The organism is Agromyces albus, from assembly GCF_004134825.1.
Classification (GTDB): domain Bacteria; phylum Actinomycetota; class Actinomycetes; order Actinomycetales; family Microbacteriaceae; genus Agromyces; species Agromyces albus.
In genome coordinates this window covers 76,246-101,352 of sequence record NZ_SDPN01000009.1, presented here as the reverse complement: position 1 = coordinate 101,352, position 25,107 = coordinate 76,246, and the positions used below count along the sequence as shown (strand labels likewise).

The following is a 25,107-nucleotide window of genomic DNA, read 5'->3' as shown; positions in this document are numbered from 1 at the left end:
GTCCCGCAGTGAGCCTTTCCCCGCGGCCTCAGCCATTCCGATTGAGGGATCGCTCACGGCTAAAGCGTTCGGGGGTCGATGACCGATCAATGCGCCATGTTCAGATGCGCGAGCACTTCATCTGGAGTGAAGTCGAAGCCCGTGGCACGCTCGCCAGACCAGTTGAGGCCGACGCGCAGCCCGTCGCCTGCAAGCCCGGGAAACCAGCGGTCGACGAACGCCTCTCGGCTTACCTTTCGTGGACGGAAGTGCTCGAACGCCGGAACTGTGGCTATCACGCGCTCGACGCGGGATCGACGCGACCAGAACGGCATCGCCCGTCGACCGTCGGATCCGCGAGCGGCGGTGACGCCACTGTCATCTTCAACCGTCCATACAGATCCGTCCACACCGGCTTCCCGGTAGAACGCGTCTGCATGAGCTGCACTGATCCCCATGGACAAAAGCTAGCCCAGCACAGTCGCACGACTCGATCCTCTATGGGAAATCCGGTGAAGCGGCGTATCGGCCACCATCTCGAGTAATCCAGACCTTTCGCCCCAGTACCTGAGTGAGCACCTGCTCGGCGTCGCGAAGTCCAGTCTCTTCTTTCGACTCGGGGAGCACGAACCAGATCTCGTCCTCACTCTCGGTGGGCACGAATCGAGCCTTCGCCCACTCACCCAAGAGTCGGATCGTGGCGGCAACTGCCGCCCGCTGTCCGACATTCGTCCGCTGGTTCAATCCCTCGACACTCGCCACGTCACAAGTATCGGCCGACCCGACGACCAGATCCCGCCGCCGCCCCCATCGCGGTTCGGTCAACGGGGGATTCGGACGATCTTGGATATCGCTTCGCCTTGAGGCCGCAGTCAATCGCGAGCCCTTCAAGGCCCGGCGTCGCGAGCCACGCGAACGATATCGCGGCGATCGAATCGAACTCGTCGCCTAGGCCCAGTTCAGTCGATCAGGAACCGGGCCCCAGGGCCACTTCGAAGGAGCATCCACGTCAACAACCTTGTAGGACGGCGCGCCACGAATGCAGAGCCCCCAAAACCGAGTCCGTCCACACTCTTCGCAAACCAGGAAGCTCACGATCGTGTACTTCATGTCGGACTCTGCAAGTGCAAGCATGTCCTCGAGAGGGACATCCCCCCGCAAGTACCGCATGCGCCCACTCTCGACGCGTTCTTTGAGCGCCTCGGATGTCTTCGCGACTTCGACATCATGGGGCGGTGTGCCGGTATTTCGCACCAGCGCAGTGTCACACGTTGCGCAGTCCGTTCCCATGCCACCACCGTAGACGAGATGCCCAACCCGGGTCTTGGCCTCCCACAATGAGACACCTCTCCACCCTGCCCGTTGGGCAGTCCGTCACGGGGACGGTCTGCTAGTTCGCGAGCCGGACGCGAATCCGCGGCGTCCGACCGTGCCTGCACGGTGAAGGGACGCTCTATGTAACGCCGCTCGCACGACCGCGATCATCGTCAGGTAGCTACGTCGATTCAACGTGATCCATCCGAGCTCTCCGCCAGCCACGCCACGAATCGATCAGCGGGGTCGAGGCCACACGGTCGTGAACGGTTCGTAGTCACTTAATAGTCACAATTTCGGCATCACGTTAATTCACTCGAGTTCACACTTCCCCGCGATTCCGGGGCTCGTGAGCTCGAGTGAGACGCAGTGAACTACTACTGGATATCTTCAGCTTCCCAAGCTGATAGCGCGGGTTCGATTCCCGTCATCCGCTCTTCGAGAATTGCCTGATCAAGCGCTGTTTTTGGTCCTACCTCGAACGCGCCGCTCGTTGCGGGCGAGGCACTGCGATGAGAAACCAGTCCACAATGGTTCCTGCGAACACATTCACAGCCCTAATCAGGGCCTTCGCGTCCCACGGGGCGGCGGCTTTCAGTTGCAAAACCGCTTTCGTAGTCACTTAATAGTCACAATTTCCGGCGTAGACCCTGCTTCGCGGTGCCCGCAGGTCGCAGTCACGGATGCTTCAGAGCGCGTCCGCCCGGAGCTCCGAACTCAGCTTCCGCAGCACGGGACATGTCCCCCACGGATCCGTGAACGACGGAGGCCCGTGCTGGCAGACTGGCGCAGATGAGCGGCGATGCAGAGATGGAGTCGGACGGCGTGCTGGGCCTTCTCGTCGCTTGGGCACTCTGGATGGTGCGGGGCGACGTGGCGCCGACCGCGGTCGATGCTGCCACGCGTGCGCTGGTTCAGGGCGTTGACAGCGGGCCGCTTCGCTCGCGGGTGCAGCGACCGACATGAACGTGCTCGAGCTTGGCGCTCTGATCGACGCCGCCTTGAGCAGCGCCGGGATCGATGTCAGCGAGATGACCGAAGACCGGGCCCTGCAGCTCTCAGCGCGCCGCTATGTCAGGTGCGTGCTCCGAGGCCAGATGTCAGCGCGCGAGTTCGCCGGCTGGGCGCACTCGAGCATCGGGCACGAGGGCCCGGACTGGGCTCAGGAACTCGTCGAGCTCGACGACGACTATGACGCCTTCGACGGCGGCTGGGGTCACGAGCCGGATTGGGCGCAGACACTTGAACGCTTCCTCCTCGCTTCGGAGGGAGTGGCAGACGGGTGGGAACCGCCCGCCCGCTAGTTGACTCAGCAGAAGCGACCATCAACGGGCAAGCAACCCGCGATCGCCCAAGACGACCGGGGGCCATGTTGCGGATCCGGGGCTCGGTGTTACGCGGGCCGTGAGCGCAGTCTCAACCCGGACACGCTGGCCATCACGGCGCCGACGAGCACCGGGTAGCCGCTCGCTGCGCCGAAGGCCACCGCATTGAACGGATCCAGCCAATCCGAACCCGACCCCGACCATCCGATTCGCGCTGCCACAACGGCGGCGACCACGAGGACGATGACCACGCCGGCCGTCAGGCCTGCTACGGGCCAGCGCCACGCAATGGCGACCACGAGGGCGCCGACGATAGCGATCAACGACAGGGTCAAAGGATTGACCGTGAAGGGCCCAGCGACTTGCGCCGTCGCGACTACCGCGATGACGTAGTAGACAACGACGCCCGTGAGGACACCGAATACCAACGACACGGCGATCTTGGAAACGCTCAGTCGTGCATGACCCAACTCAGCAGGGGAATCCGATAAGACCATCATGCATCCTTTGTCACACGTCAGTGTCGGCGTCTCAGTTACGGCACCGTCTCTGAGATTCGGAGCGTACAGCTCATCTGAGACAACAACAGGCCCGGCTCGCCGCGGTGGCGACGGCCGGGCCGGCTGTCTCAGAGAACGATCGTCTTACGGACAGATGGGCTTGCCGAGTTCCCCTAGCGTTAGCCCACGCTCCCCGTCGCTGCCGTCGGACCGGTTCGAGCAAAGCAGATGTCGCCGGGCAGGCCGCCGTAGTCCTCAGGATCCTCGATTATCCAATTGCGCGTCTCCTCGTTGACTAGCCTCCGAAGCTCGGGCGAATCGCCGAGCCGATCAAGGAGCTGCTGCTGAAAGGCCACAAGGTGCCCCTCGGCATCGGTTAATAGCTCTCGAAGCTCCTCGGGAGACTTATCCCTAATCCCTCGACGGATGGTGCCGAGTTTCATGCCGATATCCATGAGTGCGAGACGCGCCTGCTCGACCACCTCCGCTGCCTGATTCGCCGGCACGTTCCGGGCAAGTTGTACGGCCCTCAGTCGTTGGGGTTCTACCGCCGATCCGCTACCTCGTCGCAGCGTCCCGTCGTCTCGTCGGCGGACCGCCCATACCCATGAACGTTGACGGAGCGAGAGTGCACGCCAGGCGCCGTAGATTGTGGCGAGCGCTTGGGTGGCCAGCGTGTGGCCCCGTGTGCGTCGTGCCAGATCGTTCATTTCTGTCACGTGATTGGCGACGGTGAAGGCGAACAACGCTACGTCGGTAATCTCTGCGGCACGGAGTGCTGCGGCGGTGTACCCGGAGCTCGAGTAGAACAAGACCTGGCTCGTCGTGAATGCCGCCCCGCGGACACGTTGAATGTCCGGCCCGCCGACCGGAGAACTCATGTGCTTCACTTGCGCGGCCGCGCCGGTCGCTATGACGTCAATCCCGCGATCCGCGCCTCCGGGCGTCCTCCTGGCGTCCAGGAACCCGATCTCACGCATGTGCACAACTGCTAGCTCCTCGGCCATCTCCCATGAGAACACCGACTTAACCGACCTTCAAGAAGGTCCCGCACCGCTGGCTGGTGAATGAGTAGTCGCCCGGCTCGATCGTTACCTCGATGCGGGCTGCGTTCGTCGCAAAGTTGTTGTCGATGATCTCCCCGGCGGCATCTGTTCGCTCCCAGTAGCAGCCCTCGAAGTTGCCCTCGCTGACATAGGTTCCGGGTTGGACTGGCTGGCCGATCACGTGAAGACCGGGCCCGAAGGCGGTGCCGTCCTTCTTTCGTTGCTCGAGCTCCGCCAGGCGTTGCGCAGCCTCGCCTGCGCGGGAGATTGCTTCCTGCACCGACGCCGCCGCCGGATGGTTCGGGCAGAGCAGGAGCACCGCGGCCGCTTCGACCGCCTGGGATTCGGAAAGATTCGGCAGCTGCCCGTTGCCGTAGTAGCCAAAGTCGGGCTCAGCGCACATGCCGTAGTAGATGTAGAGCCGGTCCAGTTCGATCCCGCCGGCTTGTGCCGCGGCAATCGCCTCGTCCGGCCAGGTGTCACCGCGGCCTAGTTTGGCATCGCAGACAGTGATGACAGTGCTGCCCCACGATGCTTCCCAAGACTCGTACCTGTAGCTGTTGCCGGCGCCGTCGCGGCAGGTGTAGGAGAACGCATAGGGGATCGGACGCTGACCGATCTCCCGAACCCGCATGGTCACCTGTTTCGCTTTGGCGGTAATCGACGTGCGGTCATCATCGGCCAGCGCCTGCTTCAGGAGCTCGACCTCCTTCTCGAGGGCCTTGTAATCGGCCGGGGCGGCGTAGTCCTCCGACTCCTCGAGGCGCCGTTCGCCAGCGGCGAGAGCAGTTTCGCCCTTCCGCACCGCCTCATCGTGCTCTGCCTGGCGCCTGTCGGCCCTCTCCTGCGCAGCTGCATCCGCGGCCTGCTGCTCAGCGATGCTCGTCTGGACCAGGCCAACACCGACAGCGGCGGCAATCACCACGAGCACCGCAGCTCCCGCGATGATGGCGTTCCTACGATTCAGCCAGGTCGGCTTCTTGTCCGTCTTGAGCCATGCGATCGCCGCGTCCCACCAGCTGCCCGTCGGAGCGGCGACCGGAGCCGGGACGTCGGTGGCGGTCGGAGTCTCAGCGGTCGTGGAAGGTGGTGGGGCAGTATCCGACGACGACGCCTCCTCAGCAGAAACCGTCTGAACTGGGCGGCTTTGCCCCGATCATCGCACACCGTCGAAGTGGAGCTCGCGAGAGTCATCGTGCGGGTCCGGGTACCAGACCTCTGGCAACTGTGGCATCTCCACAGTGTGCGCCTCGGGCCGTCACCGCGGGAGAACCCAGTTCGGGCTTCTCGCCACAGGGATCCTCAAACGGACGCGCCCGATCCGGGCGCCCACCACCGAACGCTGCGCTACCGTGGCCGTCATGCGTGTTGGCGTTTACATCGACGGGTTCAACCTCTACTACGGCGGTCTGGGCCACCTGGGCAGCTCGCCCGGTTGGAAGTGGATCGACCTCCGCGCGCTCGCGTCTCGCTATGCCTCGTGGCAGGGGGCGCAGGTTGATCGAGTCGTGTACTGCACGGCCCGCGTCAATGACGCTGCCGACCCGTTGCAAACTCAACGACAGGACTTCTACCTCAAAGCGCTCAAGCTGCACGGTTCTGTAGACGTCATCGAAGAGGGCTATTACACGTCTTGGGCCAAGGAATCCGTGATGACCGTAGAGCCTGCAGGCACGAAGGCGCCTTCGGCGCTTCGCGATCCACAGGCTCTGTTGTCATGGTCGGCAGGGCTCAGGATCCGTCGCAACGCTGCCGGCAATGTGTTCGCCACAGTCCGCAAGCGGGAGGAGAAAGGGTCCGACGTGAACGTCGCAACCCACCTGCTCGCCGACGTTCTCCAGGGGCGCGTCGATGCGGCGATCGTGATTTCAAACGACTCAGACCTGGCCCTACCGATCCGCATCGCCCGAGAGCACGTGCCAGTCGGACTTATCAACCCGCAGACAAAACAACTAGCCGGAGCGCTGAAGGGCCTGCCCACCGATGGAGTCGGCCGGCACTGGTGGCGGAGACTGAACCCAGTCGACCTGAAGCAATGCCAGCTCCCAGATCCCGTGGCCGGAATCGCAAAGCCTTCAACCTGGTGACGCGGCAAACGCAAGGAAAGTGTTAGAGCCAAATGCAAGGAAAGTGTTAGAGGCAAACGCAAGGAAAGTGTTAGAGGTAAACGTAAAGAGAGTGTTAGAGGTAAACGTAAAGAGAGTGTTAGAGTAGGTATTACCAACCCGCTCCTCCACGTGAGGGCGGGTCTTTTTTTCCCCAAATCGTGCCCCGCAGGTTTCTGTTGCGATCGCGGGGCGCCTGCCTCGAGCGAGCGCCGGATACCGCGACACGTGGGGCACGTGAGCCACGCATTAGCGATCGATCCCGCCTACCGTGACGAGATCGTTCACTACGGGGCGCAGCTATTGAATGACTCAGCCACCCGGCCCTGGAACGCCGAGAACGCGCAGGCCAGATTCGAGGAATGGCGCGAGCGAAGGATGCTCGGGCGCTGGGCGGGCAGTCACGCCTGCTGCGGCGTGCGGAGTGGCTCGCTGTCGAGGCTGGCTGCCAGGGTCGCCGGTGATGCGGTGCCGCGTGGCCAGGTCCAGGCGGAGCGCAGGATGAAGGCCAGGATCAGCACCTCGACTGCGATAGTGAGGCCGTAGTAGAAGGCCCAGTCCCAGGACGCCCCTGCCGCGTTGAACACGCAAATGGGGATGAAAAGCAATGCAACTACGAGGTTCGTGGCGCGGTTCACACGGGCGGGCAGCGTCATGGAGAGCAGCACCATCAGGGTCGGGATCGCTATGAGCGCGAAGAAAATGGTCAACAATGTCCCGCTGATTTCGAACACAAAGATGTCGCCACCCCGGATTTCGTCGATTTCGCCAGGCTGGTAGAGGTGGAAGTAGTCGATGTAGATGACGAGGAACATGAAGCTCGTCCAGGCTGCCGCAAGCTTGGCCTGCACGGGCATGCGCAGATCTTCCGGCGTGCTCTGAGACGGCGGATTCTGTAGTGCGGTGTGGGATTGAGGCGTTCTCATCACAATGCTCCTTGGCTTGATTCGTTAGATTCTGGCCTTACGGTTGTAAGGACCGGTCCCAAGCGTAGCCTTACGGGCGTAAGTGCGCAAGGATGGGAAAATGACGCGGCGCACACCACTGAGCAGGGAGAGGATCATTGCCGCGGCCGCCGCCGTCGCCGACCGCGCAGGTGTCGCCGCCGTGAGCATGCGCAGTGTCGCGAAGGTGCTCGGCGTTGAGGCGATGTCGCTCTACCATCACGTCCCAAGCAAGGAGGCGCTGCTCGACGACCTCGTCGACTGGGTATTCGAGAGGATCGAGCTGCCCGAGGTCGGCGATACCTGGCGGGAGGCGCTGACCAGCCGGGCACGATCGGCACGGTCGGTGCTCACCGCTCATCCGTGGGCGCTCGGGATGATGGTGCGCGCCAACCCCGGCCCAGCGCTGCTGCAGCACCACGACCGGCTGCTTGGCGTGCTGATGACCGAGGGCTTCAGCGTCGCGCTCGCAACACACGCGTTCTCGGCGATCGACGCCTACGTGTACGGGTTCGCGCTGACCGAGACGAGCCTGCCGTTCGAACCGGGGGACGGCGCCGAGGAGGCATTCGCCGTCAAGGTGGCGGCGCCGGCGGAGCTGTATCCGCACATTGCGCGCTCGCGCGCCGAGCTGCTGGGCGATAGCGGTTACGCGTTCGCGGACGAGTTCGACTACGGGTTGGAGCTGCTGCTGGAGGGCTTGGAGCGTCGGGTCGCCGACGAGAGCCCCGAGCTACGCGAGCGTTAGCGCATCCTTCAGTGGTCGGTCGTGGTCGTCAGGCGGCGATGTGGCGGAGGATGGGGTCCGCGACGAGGCGTGATGTTGACGGTTCGCTTTGGGAGACAACCGCAGCTCCGAGCGCGGTCCGAGGTCTCCGCTTAATCGCCATAAATTGGAGCTCACCTGGGCTTCACGGGAACTCACGGAGCGGCGAACTCCAGCGAAAGTGAGGCGCTGTGAAGTGCTGTGAAGCACCACTTGACAACTTCAGCTTCCCAAGCTGATAGCGCGGGTTCGATTCCCGTCATCCGCTCTCTGCAAATTCACCTGATCAGGGCTGCTTTTCGGTACTACCGCGAATGCGCCAGCCCCTTGCGTGCGAGGCACTGTGATGAGGAACCAGTCCACAATCGCTGCTGCGAACACATTCACAGCCCTGATCAGGGCCTTCGCCTCCCACGGAGCCGCGGCTTTCAATTGCAAAACCGCTTTCGTAGTCACTTGATAGTCACAAATTCCGGCGTCGACCATTCTTCGCGGCGGCCGCAGGTCACGGTCATGGAGCCCTGGGCTGTGCGTTTGATCTCACAACTCGGGGAGGCTGTCCTCGAACGTCACACGACTCGAAAGTGCGCGGCGGGCAGATTCGCCGCCGTGGGGTTCCCCGGTGAGGGTCACGTCTGCCTGGAAACGGGTGTCCGCCGATGAAGCACCGATGAACAGCTTCACGAGGCCGGGTTCGACCAGCCACCCTTCACCCTTGTCCCACAAGGCAAAGAGACTCGTGGGAACCTCCACGGCGACTCGTCGCTCCTCGCCCGCTGCCAAGGAGACGCGAGCGAAGGCTAGCAGCGTGCGCGCCGGGCGGACGGTTCGTCCGTGGACATCGCGCCCGTAGACCTGGACGACCTCATCGCCGGCACGGCGGCCCGTGTTCTTGATGGTGAACGCGAGACGAATCACCCCGTCTGTCGGTACTTGGGCGGACTCGAGGGCGAAGGCAGTGTAGGCGAACGTTGTGTAGCTGAGGCCGTGACCGAATGGATAGAGCGCACGAACGGAACCGTCGACGTATGCCGGCCCTTCGAGGCTCCGCCCATACGTCACGGGAGCAGCGCCGGCTGTCTCCAGCATCGCTATCGGAAGCCGGCCAGAAGGATTGGTATCCCCGAACAACGTCGAGGCCACCGCACTTCCCGCTTCCTCTCCACCGAACCAGGTGGTCAAGATCCCGGGGACGGCCTCCGCCATCCAGTGCAGTGCGTAAGGCCGGCCGTGGCTGAGCACGACGATGGTTGGCGTTCCCGTCGCAACGACTGCCTCGACGAGCTCTCGCTGAACTCCCGGCAGGGTGAGGTCGGCACTGTCTAGACCCTCGCCGACGGTTCCAAGACTGTTGATACCTGACTGGTCGCCGACCACGACGATCGCGACTTCAGCCGCCTGAGCTGCGCGCACCGCCTCCTCGAAGCCCGACCGGTCGTCACTGGCGATGAGGCTGCCCGGTGCGTAAAGCACATCCACGCCGGCGCCTGCTCGGGCACGGATGCCCTCGAGGAACGTCACGATCGGGACCGACTCCACGAGCAGCTTCGCATCGTCTGGGCCCGCGCCTGCGAGACCTTCGGAGTCCGCGGCCCGCGATTGCGGGTCATTGGCTGCAGCGAATTGGAGGGTCATGCTGTCGAGCACGTGGTAGCTGTAGTGACCGAGCTGCCCGAGTGGGCGGTCGGCGTTCGGACCGATGACGGCGATCGAGGCGAGATTCGATGACAGTGGCAGCAGCGGCTTGCCGCCGACAGGCCGATTCTGTAGGAGGACAGTCGATTCGGATGCGATGGCCTGCGCCAGGGTGCGCGCCTGCTCTGAGTCGAGGGTCTGCGGAACCGAATCGACGTCGACGTACGGGCTTTCGAAGAGGCCGAGTTCGAACTTGGTCCTGAGCACGTTTGCGACGGCACGATCGAGACTTTCCTCAGGCAGTAGACCGTTTTGGAGAGCTTGAAGGATCTTGTCTGAGGAGTCGCTGTTGGCAAGGTCGACATCGACGCCCGCATTCAGCGCCTGTGCGTAGGCCGCGGGAAGAGTCTCAGCGGTGCCGTGCTTCGTGTGCAGCTGGGGCACTGCTTCCAGGTCGGAGATGACCAATCCGGTGAAGCCATACTCCTCTCGAAGCATCCCGGTGAGCAGGTCGCGTGATCCCGTCGCGGGGATCCCATCGACGTCGTTGTATGCGGGCATCACGGCGCGAGCACCACCCTCACGGATGGCCATCTCGAAGGGACGTCCGTACACCTCGCGGAGTGCCCGCTCGCCGATGTTCGCTGTTTCGGTGTTGCGGCCGCCGTCGCTGGCGCCATAGCCGACGAAGTGCTTGAGCGTGGCGACGATGGGTTTGTCGGGCACTGCTCCCTGGATGCCCCGGACAAAGGCCGATGCGATTTGACCGACGAGATACGGCTCCTCGCCGTACGTTTCGCTCACCCGGCCCCACCGCGGGTCTTGGGCGACATCGGCGAGGGGCGACAGTGCTTGACGCGCACCAACGGCCGCCATCTGCGTTCCGATTTCGGCACCCATACGCTCAATCAGCTGCGGATCCCACGTGGTGGCTTGGGCGATGGCTTCCGGAAACATTGTCGCGTCGCGGACTTTGAAACCCACCAACGCCTCCTCTGCGAAGAGGACGGGAATGCCCAGTCGAGTGTCCTCGACATGCTTGCGTTGCAAGTCGTTGGCAAGTCGCGCTGTCTCACGCGGGGGCATCCGCAGTGAGCACAGGCCGGCCGCGACCACGCCCCACCCAGCCTCGGGTGGTGTGTGGGTGTCGACCATCGACCCGAACGGCGCGACGAGCTGCGCGGCCTTCTCCCCAGAGGTCATCCGACTGAGCAGATCGGCTACGCGTTCGTCGACCCGGCGAGAAGCGTCCCGATACGGCGCATCCTGGGGCGGGCGAATGGCGGTCGTGTCAGCCGGGGTTGTCATCGTGGTCCTTTCGTAGCGGAGGCCACCCTGCCGCCTCAAGAGCTGGGGGCGGGCCGCCGGGAGGTGATTGTGCGTCCGTTGCGATTTCGAATGTCTCGGGTGCGCCCTCGACTTGGTGCGCGGCCGTCGCGGCACCCCAGAGAAAGGGAGACGGAAAATGGCGAGTCATGGTGATCTGTTCCCTTGTGATCGTGGTGGGTCGTGCGTCCGGGTCGGCGTGCTCAGAGCACTGACTTCATTTGGTCGGCGATGAAGCGGGTTGCACGGCGCGGCGAGATCCTCGCGAGCTTGTCGAGTACGCGGGCATCCCCTCCGACGAGGATGCGGAACTTTCTCTTCGCGATGCCGTCGACGATCTGTCGGCCGGCATCCGCCGGGGTGGTAACGCGCACCTTGCGCCCGCCTGCGTCGATCATCTTGACGCCGGAGTTGCCCGTCAAGTTCGTGCTGATGTTGCCGGGGAAGATCGTCGACACGGCCACGCTGGTGTCGAGCAGCTCGGCGTATAGGCCCTCACTGAACTGCTTGACCGCACCCTTGCTCGCTCCATAGAAGCTCTGCCCCGCGAACGGCAACAGGGCGGCGAGGCTCGACATGTTGACGATGATCGCTTCGGGCCGCTCGCGAAGGATGGGGAGGAAGGTGCGGCACATATTCACCGTGCCCCAGAAATTGACGTTCATGACCCGCTGCTCTTCGTCCTCCGTCAGTTCACTGAAATGTACGAATCGATGGATGACGCCCGCGATGTTCACGATGCCGTCGACTGACCCGTGAGTCTTCTCCACCAGCGCCGGAAGCCCCCGAACCGCGTCGCGGTCGGTGACGTTGACCTCGTGGGCAGTGACTCGGCCGTCGACCTGGCCTGCTAGGCGCAACGTCTCTGCCAGTCCCGCACCGTTCAAGTCCAGCGCCGCAACACGAGCGCCGCGAGCCGCAAGCCCCAGGACGATCTCCCGGCCCATGCCGTTGCCTCCGCCGGTGACGACGAACACCTTGTCTGCGATCTTCATTGCTGGTTCTCTCTGTTGTCTGAGCGGTGGCGTGCATCGGCGTCATCGAGTCATCGCCATGAGGGATTCAAGGGTCGTCGGCCGAATCGGCAGGCTGGAGATGTGGACAAACTGCGACATCGTCATCGAGCGGATCATCGTCACTTGTTCCTCGGAAACGGGCCCCTGGTCGAGGCCTAGGCGTGATGATCAGCACAATCCGGTCAGCTGATGTCGAGTCCGAACCCGATGGGGAACAACGGGTCGCGGGTGCTTGAGGGCGCGTCTGGGGCGGAATGCTGAATGGCTTCCATGGATCGCGGAAGTTCAACCGGAAGGCGCCCTGTGGGGGTCCTCGTTCCGGTGAGGGCCGCGAGAAGCGCATCGTCTGACACGCCGAACGTGGCAGTAAGTCCGGAGAGAGCATCGACGATCGGAGCAAGCAATGCGGGCCGGTCGAGGGTGATGTCGACGATGAGCGGTGTGGTGGCTGCGATTGTCCGAAGCCTGTGGACCAAGCCGGGGCGCAGCTCAAGGGATCCTTGGTGGAAGTAGCTCTCGAGGAAGAGATCGTCGCGTGCCTCGAAGGGCGCTTCGATGCGGATAATCGCGACGTCGGCTTTTGCAGGGTCGGCCACCGGGGTGGCTGCACGAGACAGAACGCTCAGGTCCATACCTTCGGCATACACCTTGATTCCGGATGCGAGCGGCAAGGCGGGCGTGCCATTGACCAGCCCATTTTTCAGTACAGTCACCGATCGCGACTGGGCTTCGAGGCCCGCGCGACGCGACTCGGCGTTGCCGACCAGTGCCGCCGCGGCCTCCTCGTCGACGAAAGGATCGTCGAAGAGTCCCAGCTGGAACTTCACGAGGAGCACTCGCCGGGCGGATTCGTCGATTCTGGTTTCCGAGATGATGCCGTCGTGTACGAGGTCAAGGAGAAGGTCGGTGCACTGCTCGCCGCCGAACTGATCGGCACCAGCTTCGAGGATCTTTACCATGCGCTGTCGTGCGTCGAGCTCCTCGACGCCCCACGCGCGGGCGGGCAGCACCTGGTCACCGACGATGTTGTCGTTGACCAGTTCCCAGTCGGTGAGGATCACTCCGTCAAACCCGAGCTTCTCTCGCAGCAGACCTGTGAGGATCTGCTTGTTGTAGCCGAAGCCGACCTCTTCGATGGGCTCACCATCGATCTCGAGTCCGACTGGCATCCCGTAGTACGGCATGATGGCCGCTGTCCCGTTGCGGATAGCCGCCGCGAACGGACGCAGGTGCACGTCGAACGTGCCGCCCGGATACACCTGTTCGCGCCCGTAAGGGAAGTGCGCGTCCTCCCCATCAAGCTGGGGACCGGCACCGGGGAAGTGCTTGGTCACACAGGCCACGCTTGACGCGTTGAGCGACCGCCCCTGAAACCCGTCGAGGTAGGCAGTGGTGTACTCGACGACGAGGTCTGGATCGGCACCAAAGGTTTGAATCTGGCGCGCCCACCTCGGTTCGCTGGCGAGATCGACCTGGGGGTGCAGTGCCATGGTGATGCCCACGGCGCGATACTCGTCGCGTGCTCGTTCCGCGAACTCTCGCACTGCCTCGCTGTTTCGCAGTGCGGCCATGCCGAGCGCGTCGGGCCACTGGGAGAAGGGGCCGGCGGTGAACGAGGCGCCCACGTTCTCGACGAACGCATGACGAGGGTCTGTAGAGACGGTCACGGGGATGCCGTGAGGTGTTTGTGCGGCGAGCCGCTGCAACGCGTTGTTCCACCGTGCGGCCTCGCGCGCGCTCTTGATGCGGTGCACGTTGAAATGATTGATGAGGCGTCCGAGGACCACCTCCGTCGTCGGCGACTTGCTGACCGCGCCGGGCTGCTCCAGCAGGTCGCCGTCGGGCCCGATCTCGATGACGGTGTGGAAGAGAAGCCCGACCTTCTCTTCCAGGCTCAGCCTCGAGAGAAGGTCGGCGGTGCGCTCTTCGGCGCTCAGCTGCGGATTCTCGAAAGGGTCCATGCGACCATTTCCGTTCAGATCGCGGTAGGACGTCTCGGGGCGTGCGGTGATCGTGGTCATAGGGAAGTCCGTTTCAACTGGGGCGGTGCAGGACGGCGCGTTGAGCGTGGGGGTGCCGGGCCGGCCGTGCGGTTCGTCACTCGGCGGTTAGCCCTTGACCGCGCCCTGCATGACGCCCGCGACAAGCTGCTTGCCGAGGATGAAGAAGAGCACCAGCAGCGGAACGATGGAGATGAGAACCCCGGTCATGATGAGTGGAATGTCTTTGAAGAATCCGGTCTGTAGCAGTTGCAAAGCGACTGGCAGCGTCGGGTTCTGGGGGCCAAGAACGATCGCCGGCCAGAAGTAGTTCGTCCACGCTCCGATGAACGTGAAGAGCCCCAGCATTGCGGCTGCCGGGCGAACCGCGGGAAGCGCGATCGACCAAAAGGTTCGGAACGTGGACGCTCCGTCGATCCGTGCAGCTTCGATGAGCTCATACGGAAGAGCGGCCGTTAGATACTGTGTCATCCAGAACACGCCGAACGCGGTGACGATCCCGGGAAGGATCACGGCCCACAAGTTGCCGACCAGCCCCAGCTCGCGCATGACGATGTACAGCGGGACGACGCCCAACTGCGTCGGTACGGCGAGTGTGGCCACTACGAACGCGAGCAGGGCCGCTCGTCCGCGGAATCGAAGCTTCGCGAACGCGAATCCTGCGAGCGTCGAGAAGAAGACGACAGCCACCGCCGTCGCGGCGGAGACCGCCAGTGAGTTCCACGCGGCCTTCATGAGGTCGATGTCGGATTCGAAGATCCGGATCAGGTTGTCTACGAGCTGCCCGCCGGGAATCGGCGATGGGATCGGGTTCTGTGCCACTTCGCTTGACGTGGAAGAAGCCAGAAGGAAGGTGTAGTAGAGCGGGAGCACCGCGACGAGGATGACCGCTGCGATGAGCGTGTAGGTCACCCACCCGGGCCGGTTGCCCGCTGCGCTGGTGCGCCGTCGGGCCGCTTTCGCGGCGCCTGGGCCGGCGGTCTGTCGAATGTATGGAACGGATGGGGCAGTCATGGCGTCTTCTCGAGGACCTTTTCGGACGTGACAGCGAGTCCGGTGCTGTCGGAGCTGCGGGCATGGGCAGCTTGGTTCTTCTGCTTGGCGCGGCGGGCTGGGCGTTGGGCGATTGGTGCTTCGCCGGAGGCGATGCGGCGAGAGAGCCAGTTGCTCACGAGCGCGAAGACCACGATCAAGACGAACAGCAGCCAGGCAACAGCCGCTGCGCGTCCGAGTCGCTGTTGACTCCAGCCGAGCTCATAGAGGTACAGGGTGATGGTTTTCCACTGTCCGGAGTTTCCGCCGAGCCCTTGAGCGTCGTAGAGTCGCGGCTCGTCGAAGATCTGGAGCCCGCCGATCGTTGAGGTGATCGCGACGAAGATGATCGTCGGTCGCACTGACGGCACGGTAACGGAGAAGAACTGCCGCACCCGGCCGGCTCCGTCGATGATGGCTGCCTCATACAGGTCTCGCGGGATTGCCTGCATCGCGGCGAGCAACACGAGTGTGTTGAATCCGGTCCAGCGGAAGTTCACCATCGTGGCGATGGCGATGTGCGAGGGGAGGCTGTCACGGTGCCATCCGATGGGCTCAGCGCCCAGAAGCTCCAGGACGGCGTTGACGAGACCCGACTGGTCGGCGAACATGCGGGAGAAGATGAGGGTTACGGCTACGGGCGCGATCACATATGGCAACAGCACTCCCATGCGCCAGAAGGTCTTCGCGCGGATGTTGGCGTCGAGGAGGCTCGCGAGCACGAGGGCGATGGCGATCTGCGGGACGGTCGAGAGCAGGAAGATGCTGAGGGTGTTGCCGAGCGATGTCCAGAAGACCGGGCGGCTGAGGACGAACGTGAAGTTCTCCAGTCCGACGAAGTCGCCTTGACCGCCGATGAGGTCCCAGTCGTGGAGCGAAACGTAGGCCGTGTAGAGCAGGGGGAAGAGGCCGACGATCCCGAACACGATGAAGAACGGGGCAATGTAGGCGTACGGGGAGGCCTTGATGTCCCAGCGACCAAGCCGTTCTTTCCATGGGGAGATCGGTCGTGGAGCGGTAGTGGAACGCCGGGTCGCGTGCGCAGCGGGTTCGGACATGAGGTGCACTTTCTGTTGTGACGAGGGGCGCGCGTACGTTGGCGCGCGCCCCTCGCCCGCGGGAAGGTCAGGGCCTACTCGAGATTGCCCAGCTCATCCAGGAACATGTCCCAGGACTCCTGCGCGGTGTGAGTCTTGTCGACCGATACGCGGTTGATTGCCTTGTTGAACGCGTCCGTGATCGCGAAGTAGTTGTCTCCCTTGAAGGGGATTTCCTTGATCGCGGCTGCACGATCCGTGAGGATCTGGCCGACGGGCGCGTTGTTGAAGAACTCGTCCGTGACCTGCTGGAGTTCCTCGCTCTTCTGCGCCTCAATCTGACTCGGGAAGTTGCCGGTGGATGCGAACGCCTTCATTTGCTGCTCCGGCGCGGTCAGCCAGTTCGCGAGGGCCTGTGCCTCCTCTTGGTGCTCGGATTGCGTCGGAACGGTCAGGTACGAGCCCCCGCTGTTGCCGCCGCCGCCGGGGAAGACGTCGGCGACGTCCCAGCCGGTCACGCCCGCGGCGTTGCCCTCGATGACGCCGAGCATCCACGAAGGCGACAGCATCACGGCGAAGCCGTTGTTCTGGAACGCGTTGTTCCAGTCCTCGGTCCACCGAGCGAGGTGAGCCGACAGGTCGTCGTGCTCCATCGTGGTGTCATAGATGTTCTTCAGGTCGGGGTTGGTGCCGGCGATGATCTCTCCGGTTTCGGGGTCCTCCCACAGCACCTCGTACTGGTCGCCCCAGCTGGTTGCGATCGAGGCCGATGCGTCGTAGAACGGCACGCCCGTGTTCGCAGCCTGGAACTGCTCGCCGACGGCGAAGAAGTCCTCCCAGGTCGCGTCGTCGCCGCCGAACAGCTCGGCGACCGCTTCGCGGTCGGTCGGAAGGCCCGCGGCCTCGAAGAGGTCGGCGCGATAGGTGACCGAGGAAGGACCGATGTCAGTGGCGTAGCCGAGCAGTTTGCCGTCCTCTGCCGTCGCGAGGTCGACGTTCCACTGGTTCCACCGTCCCTCGACGTCCTCGGAGGTGAGGTCGACGAAGTTGTCCGGGTTCTCGAGCACCTGCGGGAGCCAGCTGTTGTCGACGCCGACCACGTCCGCAAGTCCCGATCCGGCACCCAGCGAGGTCTGGAACTGTTCCTTCGCCTCGTCGCTCGTGGCGAACCGGTTGTGCTCGATGGTGATGTTCGGGTTGAGCTCCTGATATTCCTCGAGCAGGTCCTCGTACCCCCACTCGCTGAACGTGGAGATGGTGAGGTTGACCTCCCCGTTGGCGTCGTCGGTGTCTGCGCCAGTGCATCCGGCAAGTAGAACAAGCGGAGCCGCGGCAAGCAGCACGGCGGCTCTGGGAATTGATCGCATTCTTACTCCTTTGTTTGTGCGAGGGCCACACCGTTCTCAGTAGCTGTGCCGGTGCTCGTGGTCGTGTTCACGTGTCTGCTGGTCCGTGAGACGCCTTCGAGTCGAGCTCGGTCACGGGTCCTGTCGTGTCCGTGGATTCGGTGGTGACAGGATGAGTATGCGCCATAACTTGGTCAGTTGACAAGTTTTCGTTTGAAACTCGTCGCGAGAGCGAATATCGTGGGGCCATGACCGACAGCAACAGAGCTCGCGGACCGTACCGCAAAGGAGTGGAGCGTCGCCGCGAGATCGTCGCGGCCGCGGCGAAGCTGTTCGCGGAGTCGGGATATACCCACTCCTCGATGAGGGAACTCGCTAAACGCGTGGGACTGTCCCAGGCGCTGCTTCTGCACTACTTCTCCGACAAGGAAGACCTGCTTGTCGAGGTGCTGAATCTTCGTGACGCGTCTGTCGCCGAGTACCTCTCCGACATCGCCGAGAGCGACGTCGCCACCCGGTCTCGAGAGGTTGCCCGTCATTCCGCCGAGCACGAGGGACTCACCTCGCTCTACATCGCTTTGTCCGCAGAGGCCATCGACCCGGATCATCCGGCCCATGGGTACTTCGTCGATCACTATCGATCGGCACAGGTGCAGACGCGAGAACCGGACTCCGACCAAGACGGGCCGCCGGTCGGAGTGAGCAAAGACATGGTGGCAACGCTCGGGATCGCCGTCATGGACGGTCTCCAGACTCAGCGGCGATACCGACCCGATTTGGACGGAGTGGCCGCTGTCGATGCCTATTGGGAGCTCGTCGCGGCCGCCCGATCGTGGTGGAATCTGGTGGCGAAGAATCCGGCTCTGAGCCCAACAGGGACGGGTGAAGCACCTCATTCGAACCAGGACTCAGACTCCGAGGTGGGTCTAGACGCGCCGCACCCACAGCCTCCGACTTTGCAGGACGCCCTCAGCGGTGACGCGGACCGCGCAGGCTCCGCCTGACCGGCGCTGCAAGGCGCGTTCCTGCGGCAGCGGCGGTCGGGGCGCCCGCGCTGGCGGCTGGTACGCCGGGCGTCGGCGGACCCTACGCGGGAATTCCTGCGTCTGAAAGCACCGGGATTGTGCGCGTCCGACACAGTTCAGCAAACCAGTGCGCGCTCAGTTTTGGAGTACGGCGGAGGGTATCGTAGTCGACCCGCACGATGCCGAACCGCGGGCCATAGCCGGCGGCCCACTCGAAGTTGTCCAGCAGTGACCAGACCAGGTAGCCGACGACATTCGCGCCTCGCTCGCGGGCTTGAAGCGTCGCCTTGACGTGATCGATGAGGAACCGCGTGCGGTCTCGGTCGATGACGGCGAGCTTGCCGTCGACTTCGGTGACAACGTCGTCGAACGCTGCGCCGTTCTCCATCACCATGATTGGAAGATCGGGGCGTTGTTCGGAAAGCGCCACGAGGTGATTCTCGAGTCCCCACGGTTCGACCGTCCAGTCCATCGCGGTGCGACCGAGCCCGGTGGGCCGGAACAGCTCGACGCGTTCCGAGCCGGGGAACGCGGTACCCCCCATCTGCTCCTGGGCAGGATCGAAGTCGGCGCGGTCTCGGATGTGCATGATCTCGTAGTAATTGACGCCGAGGAGATCGATCGGCTGGTGGCAGATTGCTTCATCCCCGGGGCGCAGGAATTCCCAGTCAGTGAAAGTCTTGGTGTCCTCGAGCAGGTCTGCAGGGTACGCGCCATCGAGAACCGGCCCTGTGAAGATGCGGTTTGCGACGGCATCGAATCGACGTGCCGCCTCCACGTCTGCAGCGGTTTCAGGTTCGACGCGGAAGATGTTCAGGACGATGGAGATCTTGGCGTCGGGTTTGGTGATCGTGCGGCGCAGCGCTGAGACAGCGAGCCCGTGGGCGAGGTTGAGGTGATGCGCGGCCTTGAGCGCGGCTTCGTGGTTCTTGATCCCGGGCGCAAACACACCGTGGCCGTAGCCGGCGAACGAGTTGTTCCAGGGCTCATTGTGGGTGGACCAGATCGCCACTCGGTCCCCAAAGGCCGCACCCACGATCTCTGCGTAGCGTTCAAATGCATAGGCGGTTTGGCGTCCTCGCCAGCCGCCATAACGATCTTCAAGCGCCTGCGGAAGATCCCAATGGTTCAAGGTGACGATCGGGCTGATTCCTCGCTCGAGCAGCCCGTCGATCAGATCGGAATAGAACCCCAGCCCGGCGTGGTTGACAACACCTTCCCCAGACGGCATTACCCGTGACCACGAGATGGAGAACCGGTACGCTTCGAGGCTGAGCGATGCCATGATGTCGAGGTCGGTCGCCACCTGGTGATAGTGACCGGCAGCGACATCGCCAGTCGCACCAGCGGCAGTGGCGCCCGGTGTGTGGCTGAAGGTATCCCAGATCGAGGGGCCTCGGCCGTCTTCTGCGGCGGCACCTTCAATCTGGTACGCGGCAGTAGCCGCCCCCAACATGAAGCCCGGCGGAAACGAGAGTTCGCCTGCCTTAATCGCGTCGTAGTTCATGGGCATTCCCTCCCCAGTCGTGTCGTCGTTTGTCCGCGGTTCGTCGCTTAGTCATGCGCTGCCGCTTGATCTATGCGTTTTGGCGTGCGCCACGCCACCGTACGGGATTGAGTGGCGGGTCGAAGAGGAACCCGAAACACTTTCGGCGTTGGAACTGCCCCATCACGCTGAGGCTCGAGCAGTTGCCACCCCGAGGTTGCGCAACTTTCGCTAACCACTACCCTGTCGATATGGGACCGGACCCAGCGCGCACCCCAACGCTTCGCGACATCGCACGCGCTGCCGGCGTGTCCGTTCCGACCGTCTCCAAAGTGCTCAATGGGCGCGGCGATGTCTCGCCTGCGACCCGAGAGCGCGTCCAAGAAGCGACCGCTCAGATCGGTTACAGACGTGTGCCTTCCGCGGCAGTGGATGCAATGATCGCGGAACAACTGGTCGATCTAGTACTCCCCGCCGTTGGCGACTCCTGGGCAAGTGCGCTGATCGGCGGCGTCGAACGGGTTGCGGCTGAAAGCGCCCTCGACTTGGTCATCATCATGGTTCGAAAGGATGACACTCAGCGGCGTTCGTGGGTGGAACGGCTTGTCGACCATCGGTCACGCGGCGCGCTCGTTGCCGTTGAGCAGCCCTCCGCCGTAGAACGACGGCTTCTCGATCGGGCGCGCGTTCCTTTCGTCCTCATCGATCCTGCTGGCACTCCTGACCGATCGGCGCCGAGCGTGGGAGCGTCGAACTGGGCCGGCGGCCATGACGCCGCCAACCTACTGCTGGATCGTGGTCACACGTCACTCGCCGTGATCGCTGGCGACCCGCGGTCACTCAACAGTCGTGAACGCGCAGGCGGGTTTCTCTCGGGTGTACGCGAGCGTCATCCGAATCTCAGCGTGCCCGTGGTCTATGGCGGATGGTTGATGGAGACAAGCGCCCGGGCGGCTCGGAATCTGCTGACTTCGACGGCTCGACCCACCGCCGTATTCGCGTGCAACGACAATATGGCGTTGGGCGTGTACGCCGCTGCTCGCTCGCTTGACCTGCGCATCCCTGACGACCTCAGCGTCATCGGGTTCGACGACCTGGTGGAAGCCAGACTCGCTTCGCCGCCTTTGACGACGATCCGACAGCCCATCGCCGAGATCGGAGCAACTGCACTGCGCACCTTGCTGGACCTCCGAAGTGGGCATCCGACCAGTCGACGGCTCGAACTGGCGACGGAACTTGTCATGCGCGGATCGGTAGCCGCAGCGCCACGATGAGTACCGCCCGGCAGGCGTGCTGCCGCCGGGCGGTACTTCTGGGGTCCCGATGTTGCCGGTCAGCGGACCTTCACATCGATCGGCTTCGATTCAGCCGATCCGTTTACGTTGGTGAAGACGACCGTGAGCGTGTGCGTTCCCGGACCCACGCCTTCGAGCGTCACCTGCGCGCTCTGCGCGTTCGGGGTAGCGGCGGTCAACGTCCCCTCTCCGACCACCTGACCGTCGAGCTTGAACGTGTACGAGGTCGCGTTCGTGCCCCACCACAGGTTCGCGGTCGCCACGAAGGAACCGTCCTGGTCCCAGTTGTCAGTGCTCACCAGGGGCTTGCCCGGTGCAGCATCCTTCACGACCACAGTGGTCGACCGTGTCGCAGTGACACCCTCGGAGTTGATCAGCTCCGCACGATAAACGTACGTTCCGTTCTGCTTGCCGGTGAAGGACGACGTCGCAGATTGCGGCGAGTTGCTAGCGGGATCCAGGCGCTGAGCTGCTACGAGGACGTCGTTCTCGTAGAGCCGGTAGTAGCTTCCGGGTGTGCCGTGCCAGAGGTTCATGTTGACGTCGTAGTTTCCGTCGTGAAGCCCGTTGACCCATCCGCTGGTGTTCGAGAGCGCCGCCTTGCCGGGGGCGGAGTCGCTCTGGACAAACTCCTGCAGCGCGTCTCGTACGGCGAAGTACGCCGGCTTCGGATTGTAGTCCTCGTCAAACATCAGGGGCTTGGAACCGGGAAGCCAGGTGTAGAGGTGGGCGTCGGTGAAGCCCCATGTGCTGATTTCGGTCACGCCGGCAGCAAGGGCCTCCGCGACGACGTCACCGTAGATGTCGGCCTGCGCGACCGGGTCGTACGTGTGTACGTCAAGCTCTGCGATGGACACCTCGAGCCCGAGGTCGTGATACGACTCCACCATCTCAGTGATGACGCCCGGTTGGGGGCCGTTGATGGTCTGATGCATCTGCAACGCGATGCCGTCGAGAGGGACCCCATCGGCAAGGAGACCGACCACAAGGTCGTACAAGGCCTGTCGCTTCGGCGCGTTGACTTCAACCATGTTCTCGTTGAGGAACAGTCGCGCGTCGGGATCGGCGGCGCGCGCGATTCGGAATGCCTCAGCAATGTACTCGGGGCCGAGGACGCGGTACCAGTCGTTCTGCTGCAGCGTAGTTCCGAACACCTCGAGGGGTTCGGAGACCACATCCCAACGATCGATCTTCCCGTCGTACCGGCCCATGATTGCCTCGAAGTGCGAGGCGAGCGCGGCACGCAGTTCGCCGGGGTCGGTGATCGCGCGGACGTAGTCCGGGTTACAGCAGTTGGAGATCAGACCATGGCCCTTTACGGCCATGTCGTGTTCTTCAGCGAATTCGACTAGACGGTCCAGACTGTCCCAGTCGAATTCTCCTTCTTCGGGCTGGATGAACATCCACTTGAGGTCGTTCTCCGGCGAGGCACTGTTGAACTGCTCGGACAGCACGTCACGGAATCGTGGGTCATCCAGGTAGTTCGGCCCCCGCCCATCGTCGAAGTAGCCGGCTTTGACTGCACCGGATCCGATGAGAAGACCAGCCTGTTCGGCCAGTTGACGAAGTGTGGGTTCTGTGTCGTCGTCGCCGGTTGAAGCCGACGCCGGGGCTGCGGCAAACGTCAGCCCGAGGGTGACGGCCGCGAGTATCGCTGTACTTTTCAGGGTTCTCATGTCAGTTCCAATCGCGTGGCGCGCGACACGGGCGGTGTGGCCGGTGGGTGCGGGGTAGATAGATGCGTGAGGCGGAACTGCATGGCGTGGTGGCGACGATGCCTCTCCGACTCCTCTTTGAGCGGTGCGCATCAGAATGACATTCGACCTCAGGCGTGCGTGCGCATTCCGAAACTCTTTCGTTCGATGTAGGCACGGCCGGTGACGAAGTGCACGGGCGTTTGAGCTGAGGCGATAAGTGCCGCATTCGATGCGGCCGACGGAGTCGGCCGAAACTCTGCGGAAGTGGTGACTTGAGCGGCGCACCAGCTCGTGCCAAGCAGTGTCCAGAGCCCGTGAGCATGCGCGTGCAATGTGTGGCGAGAAGTCGCTGCCGGGATTGGGAGTAGCCGAGATCTTCGGTGACGTACGCGATGGCGCCCTTATTCGTGCTCAGGTCAACGATGGTGCACTGGATGCCCTTGCTGTCCATGACTCGATAGGTGAGGCGCATGGTGCGCAGTTCGGCGTGCTGTTGACGACGACCCGGCTGACCCTGCACGGTGATGAAGTTTCGGCGACAGGTCAGCGCCTGAGCGCGGCCCTTCTCAGTTCGTTGAGCGAGTCTGCGAGTTGCTCGACACTGGCCCGATTCCACGACACAGCGATACCTCGCTCCGGGAACGGCGAGAGTTGCAACGCACCGTCGGCCGCGCCGGTATGCAGCTGGAGGCAATGAACAGTCTTGTACTGCAGCCGTACCACCTCGGGCCGAACGTCCAAGATGGACGCCCAGTCGATCTGCCAGAACTCGATCGGTCGAGATGCTGGCCCATACCAGAGGCTGATCCCGTCGGACGAAGCGACTGCTGTGAAGAAGTGCGGCGTCTTCCCGACACGTTCTGCGCTGGGAAACCTGCTCGGGTCCAGTTGCAGATACTTCTTCAGTGCTGGGGTCATCTCTGCGGTGAAGACCACGGCGTCGGCGTGATCGCGCGTCAGCCGTCGACGCCTGGCCAGGGCGAATTCGCCGTACGCGACGCCCACGAGAAGCGCAGCAGCAACTGGCCCCGCCAGAAATGGCAGGAATCCGAGAACGTCATCCCAGCCATTGCCGAGAGGGCCGAACGCACGGACGAACACCATTGCCATCGAGCCGATGCCCAAGGGGATGCCAAGGAGCATCCCGGAGGGAACTCCCACTCGCCGGTGGGTCTTCTGTTGATCGCTTGCCATCTGCTCCTCAGTCCGCCCGCATCGCCGAATTCTAGAGTTGCACGCCTGCTTGAAGGCACGGATCTCGTCCACAGTGTCGGCCGACGTCGCCGCCCTGAGCCCGCGTCGCCGATGGGAGGGCCCGTCCGGGATGTTCGCCGCGCTGTTCCTCACCGCCGGCGCTGCCGTGGTGACGCTCATGCTGGTTTCGGGGGGCCTGAACCTGGCGCTCCTCCAGTACGCCTCCGGTGGCCAGCCCGACCCGGCGGCGCTTCCCGCCCTCACCGTCCTCAACGAGTGGGTGGGTGCGGCCATTCTGCCCGCCAGTCTCGCGATGTTCCTCGGGGCGGCGGTGGCCATCCTGACCACCCGGGCGCTACCGCGGTGGCTGGGCTGGCTGGCCGCCGCCACGGTCGTGCTGCAGCTCATTTCTCTCGCGGGAGTATTCCAGACCGCCATCGAGGGAGTCGTCGGCATCGCCGCTTTCAGCGGCTTCCTGCTCTTCTTGGTCTGGGTCCTGGCCACGAGCGGCGTGCTGCTGCTCCGGCCCGGCCGGCAGCCGGCCGGTGCATAACGCCACGAAGGCCTGGAACCGCTGTCCGGGTCCGGGCCGGTGTTCATTCGCCGCGGCCGTTCAGTGCATGCGGAATCCCCGGCCCGTTCGCCCATGCCGGGCTGGGGATTCCGCCCTAAAGAACCGGACCCGCCGGGAAGCAGGGCTTTCCTCTTGCCCGGCCTCTTCCGGCTGGTGCGGTGGCGGACCGCGACGCTTGCCATCGATAAGGTGGTGACTCGTTGCGAACCCGAGCCTCGTCTCGGCGGGCGCCTTGTCGTCCTACGTCCCGCCGCCGCCCAGCCTCCTCGCCGCGTATGCGGACGAGCCCGCCCTCGGCGTGCTCCACATGGAGCTGCGTGACGCTCTACGAGTCGCCTTCACCTCGTCGCTCTTGGGTGTGCTCCCGCGCGCCTGAACCTTCTGTTTGCTGTGAGGAACTCAGGGAGCTCTGTGCGCTCGTAGTCACTTAATGGCGGGCACGGCGTCCACCGTTTCACCTGCGGG

22 protein-coding genes and 1 tRNA gene are annotated in these 25,107 nt (G+C 63.7%); 8 read left to right on the top strand and 15 right to left on the bottom strand.

Translation table 11 applies throughout. The annotated features are described in order from the left end of the window. Positions 1-86: 86 nt before the first annotated feature. Positions 87-437: a DUF2750 domain-containing protein gene (locus ESP51_RS07025; protein ID WP_129520182.1), complete on the bottom strand. Its 351-nt coding sequence runs from the start codon at positions 435-437 to the stop codon at positions 87-89. A gap of 1,648 nt (positions 438-2,085) precedes the next feature. Between ESP51_RS07025 and ESP51_RS20565 the strand changes: the two genes are divergently transcribed. After that, positions 2,086-2,259, top strand: a complete 174-nt coding sequence (locus ESP51_RS20565; RefSeq protein ID WP_164990445.1) for a hypothetical protein — start codon at positions 2,086-2,088, stop codon at positions 2,257-2,259. Then, entirely contained in the window at positions 2,256-2,597 is a 342-nt protein-coding gene (locus tag ESP51_RS07020) for a hypothetical protein (RefSeq protein WP_129520181.1), read from the top strand. Before ESP51_RS20565 ends, ESP51_RS07020 begins: the two co-directional genes overlap by 4 nt. Positions 2,598-2,686: 89 nt before the next feature. Here the strand turns inward: ESP51_RS07020 and ESP51_RS07015 are convergent, their stop codons facing one another. The 3 genes from ESP51_RS07015 to ESP51_RS07005 form a co-directional block, all read right to left on the bottom strand. Continuing rightward, positions 2,687-3,115, bottom strand: a complete 429-nt coding sequence (locus ESP51_RS07015; protein ID WP_241843028.1) for a hypothetical protein — start codon at positions 3,113-3,115, stop codon at positions 2,687-2,689. Positions 3,116-3,297: 182 nt separating this feature from the next. Beyond that, the gene (locus ESP51_RS07010) at positions 3,298-4,140 is read right to left on the bottom strand and encodes a restriction endonuclease (protein WP_129520180.1); all 843 of its coding nucleotides are present in this window, start codon (positions 4,138-4,140) and stop codon (positions 3,298-3,300) included. A 4-nt stretch (positions 4,141-4,144) separates the two neighbouring features. After that, complete coding sequence (locus ESP51_RS07005) at positions 4,145-5,095, bottom strand: hypothetical protein (RefSeq protein WP_129520179.1); 951 nt, start codon at positions 5,093-5,095, stop codon at positions 4,145-4,147. 430 nt (positions 5,096-5,525) lie between these two features. Here ESP51_RS07005 and ESP51_RS07000 point away from each other — a divergent pair, with 430 nt between their 5' ends. Further along, positions 5,526-6,251 carry an NYN domain-containing protein gene (locus ESP51_RS07000; protein WP_129520203.1) on the top strand — a complete coding sequence of 242 codons (726 nt, stop codon included), beginning with the start codon at positions 5,526-5,528 and terminating at the stop codon, positions 6,249-6,251. Between the two features lie 419 nt (positions 6,252-6,670). Here the strand turns inward: ESP51_RS07000 and ESP51_RS06995 are convergent, their stop codons facing one another. Next, entirely contained in the window at positions 6,671-7,195 is a 525-nt protein-coding gene (locus ESP51_RS06995; protein WP_129520178.1) for a DUF6326 family protein, read from the bottom strand. A gap of 100 nt (positions 7,196-7,295) precedes the next feature. Here ESP51_RS06995 and ESP51_RS06990 point away from each other — a divergent pair, with 100 nt between their 5' ends. Together ESP51_RS06990 and ESP51_RS20560 are read left to right on the top strand one after the other, a co-directional pair. Next, positions 7,296-7,961: a TetR/AcrR family transcriptional regulator gene (locus ESP51_RS06990; protein WP_129520177.1), complete on the top strand. Its 666-nt coding sequence runs from the start codon at positions 7,296-7,298 to the stop codon at positions 7,959-7,961. 204 nt (positions 7,962-8,165) lie between these two features. Further along, positions 8,166-8,247 (top strand) — tRNA-Ser (locus tag ESP51_RS20560). A gap of 272 nt (positions 8,248-8,519) precedes the next feature. Here the strand turns inward: ESP51_RS20560 and ESP51_RS06985 are convergent. From ESP51_RS06985 to ESP51_RS06955, 7 genes are all read right to left on the bottom strand, one after another. Then, the gene (locus tag ESP51_RS06985; protein ID WP_129520176.1) at positions 8,520-10,922 is read right to left on the bottom strand and encodes a glycoside hydrolase family 3 N-terminal domain-containing protein; all 2,403 of its coding nucleotides are present in this window, start codon (positions 10,920-10,922) and stop codon (positions 8,520-8,522) included. Continuing rightward, positions 10,906-11,091: a family 1 glycosylhydrolase gene (locus ESP51_RS21240; RefSeq protein WP_129520175.1), complete on the bottom strand. Its 186-nt coding sequence runs from the start codon at positions 11,089-11,091 to the stop codon at positions 10,906-10,908. Before ESP51_RS21240 ends, ESP51_RS06985 begins: the two co-directional genes overlap by 17 nt. Before the next feature lie 52 nt (positions 11,092-11,143). Beyond that, positions 11,144-11,935: an SDR family NAD(P)-dependent oxidoreductase gene (locus ESP51_RS06975; RefSeq protein WP_129520174.1), complete on the bottom strand. Its 792-nt coding sequence runs from the start codon at positions 11,933-11,935 to the stop codon at positions 11,144-11,146. A 203-nt stretch (positions 11,936-12,138) separates the two neighbouring features. Next, positions 12,139-13,977 (bottom strand): glycoside hydrolase family 3 protein, encoded by a 1,839-nt coding sequence (locus ESP51_RS06970; protein WP_129520173.1) that lies wholly within the window; start codon positions 13,975-13,977, stop codon positions 12,139-12,141. Between the two features lie 87 nt (positions 13,978-14,064). Beyond that, on the bottom strand, positions 14,065-14,970 hold the full coding sequence (locus tag ESP51_RS06965; protein ID WP_129520172.1) for a carbohydrate ABC transporter permease: 906 nt from the start codon (positions 14,968-14,970) through the stop codon (positions 14,065-14,067). Continuing rightward, entirely contained in the window at positions 14,967-16,046 is a 1,080-nt protein-coding gene (locus ESP51_RS06960; RefSeq protein WP_206737235.1) for a carbohydrate ABC transporter permease, read from the bottom strand. Before ESP51_RS06960 ends, ESP51_RS06965 begins: the two co-directional genes overlap by 4 nt. 74 nt (positions 16,047-16,120) lie before the next feature. Beyond that, a complete protein-coding gene (locus ESP51_RS06955; protein WP_129520171.1) occupies positions 16,121-17,392 on the bottom strand; it encodes an ABC transporter substrate-binding protein in 1,272 nt (423 codons plus the stop codon). Positions 17,393-17,619: 227 nt separating this feature from the next. On the opposite strand from ESP51_RS06955, the gene ESP51_RS06950 reads away from it, so the two are divergent. After that, entirely contained in the window at positions 17,620-18,375 is a 756-nt protein-coding gene (locus tag ESP51_RS06950) for a TetR/AcrR family transcriptional regulator (protein ID WP_129520170.1), read from the top strand. Between the two features lie 82 nt (positions 18,376-18,457). Here the strand turns inward: ESP51_RS06950 and ESP51_RS06945 are convergent, their stop codons facing one another. Next, a complete protein-coding gene (locus tag ESP51_RS06945) occupies positions 18,458-19,903 on the bottom strand; it encodes a GH1 family beta-glucosidase (RefSeq protein WP_129520169.1) in 1,446 nt (481 codons plus the stop codon). A gap of 53 nt (positions 19,904-19,956) precedes the next feature. Here ESP51_RS06945 and ESP51_RS06940 point away from each other — a divergent pair, with 53 nt between their 5' ends. Then, complete coding sequence (locus tag ESP51_RS06940; RefSeq protein WP_338420339.1) at positions 19,957-21,156, top strand: LacI family DNA-binding transcriptional regulator; 1,200 nt, start codon at positions 19,957-19,959, stop codon at positions 21,154-21,156. A gap of 59 nt (positions 21,157-21,215) precedes the next feature. On the opposite strand, the gene ESP51_RS06935 is transcribed toward ESP51_RS06940, so the two are convergent. Then, positions 21,216-22,853, bottom strand: coding sequence for an endo-1,4-beta-xylanase (locus ESP51_RS06935; RefSeq protein ID WP_129520167.1), 1,638 nt, complete (start codon positions 22,851-22,853; stop codon positions 21,216-21,218). Positions 22,854-23,417: 564 nt separating this feature from the next. Then, entirely contained in the window at positions 23,418-24,017 is a 600-nt protein-coding gene (locus ESP51_RS06930; RefSeq protein ID WP_129520166.1) for a hypothetical protein, read from the bottom strand. A gap of 100 nt (positions 24,018-24,117) precedes the next feature. Here ESP51_RS06930 and ESP51_RS06925 point away from each other — a divergent pair, with 100 nt between their 5' ends. Then, on the top strand, positions 24,118-24,621 hold the full coding sequence (locus ESP51_RS06925) for a hypothetical protein (RefSeq protein ID WP_129520165.1): 504 nt from the start codon (positions 24,118-24,120) through the stop codon (positions 24,619-24,621). Positions 24,622-25,107: the final 486 nt, after the last annotated feature.